The sequence below is a fragment of the Polaromonas sp. P3_C2 genome (genome assembly GCF_056402675.1).
Map to the genome: position 1 here is coordinate 1 of NZ_JBFUGX010001071.1, position 902 is coordinate 902.

The 902-nt window shown below is 57.6% G+C and carries 3 protein-coding genes; all 3 read right to left on the minus strand.

Annotation, left to right across the window (positions count from 1 at the left end; translation table 11 throughout):
* Window positions 1–308, minus strand: a 308-nt coding sequence (locus AC1DWI_RS24660; protein ID WP_477726112.1) for a hypothetical protein, incomplete at its 3' end; no start/stop codon positions are given.
* A 21-nt stretch (window positions 309–329) separates the two neighbouring features.
* Window positions 330–602 (minus strand): YHYH domain-containing protein, encoded by a 273-nt coding sequence (locus tag AC1DWI_RS24665; RefSeq protein ID WP_477669751.1) that lies wholly within the window; start codon window positions 600–602, stop codon window positions 330–332.
* 31 nt (window positions 603–633) lie between these two features.
* Complete coding sequence (locus AC1DWI_RS24670; protein WP_477669752.1) at window positions 634–876, minus strand: hypothetical protein; 243 nt, start codon at window positions 874–876, stop codon at window positions 634–636.
* Window positions 877–902: the final 26 nt, after the last annotated feature.

Below are 902 nucleotides of genomic sequence, written 5' to 3' on the forward strand. Positions count from 1 at the left end.
CTTTGAGGCGCCGGCGATCCCGAACCAATGCCAACAGGAGCGACCCAGGGTGTTCCCACGGGCGCAGCGTCATTCTTGAGCGAACGTATGGCATCTAGTAATGCTGCTGCATCTTTGATACTCCTAGCTCGGTCGGCGCTGATCTGCAAGCATCGCGAAAACACGTACGGAATGACCGCCAGAGCAATTGCCAGCGCCGCGGCAGCAGCCTCTTGTGGAGCGCTCTGCGCACCACTAAAGCCAAAGATCAAGACAAGAAGCCCGAAGCAGGCACTGATTAAAGTAATGATGTAGCTAATCTGAACCATGGATTCCTCGCTTCGTTGACTTCAACAGCCGGTGTAGTTCTTCCGGCCGCTCTTGGTAATCGTGTACGTCCCACCGCGCGGGCCGACATAGCAGGTAGGTCCACCGCCCTTCGCTGAGGCTACTGGAGCTGCGGCCGGAGCCGTCGGAGCCGCCGCAGCCGTTTTCTTGCCACCGTGACAGTGATGGCCACCGGTCTTGCGGTTCGTGTGGCAGCCCTGCGCATCCGTACCACCCGGGTGAGCGATAGCCAACTCGCATGCCAGTAGCAGCGCGGGGACACAGAACGATTTCATGATGTTCCTTCAGCCCCGTGGCCTAGCCGACCTACTTGCTTATGTTGGGATATCCCTTGCCACCTTTTCCGTCATAAATATGTATCTCCGTCTTTGAGGGTGGAGGTACTTTCTTTGCCGCTTCCGCTGCCCTTTGAGCTGCGACCGCCTGGTCGTTGGCCGCTTTGGCTTTTGCCGCCTTTGCCCAGGCGTCCTCCTGGGCCTCTTTGGTCGTCATTTGGGCATGCGCCAAGGAGACGGTCAAAACCAGAATCATGGTCAGCGCGGTTTTCATGTGGCCTCTTTGGTGTAGTAGAACTT

Excerpts from the sequence above, each read along its gene's own strand:
- AC1DWI_RS24670 (WP_477669752.1), bottom strand. The coding sequence starts at position 876 with ATGAAAACCGCGCTGACCATGATTCTGGTTTTGACCGTCTCCTTGGCG.
- AC1DWI_RS24665 (WP_477669751.1), bottom strand. The coding sequence starts at position 602 with ATGAAATCGTTCTGTGTCCCCGCGCTGCTACTGGCATGCGAGTTGGCT.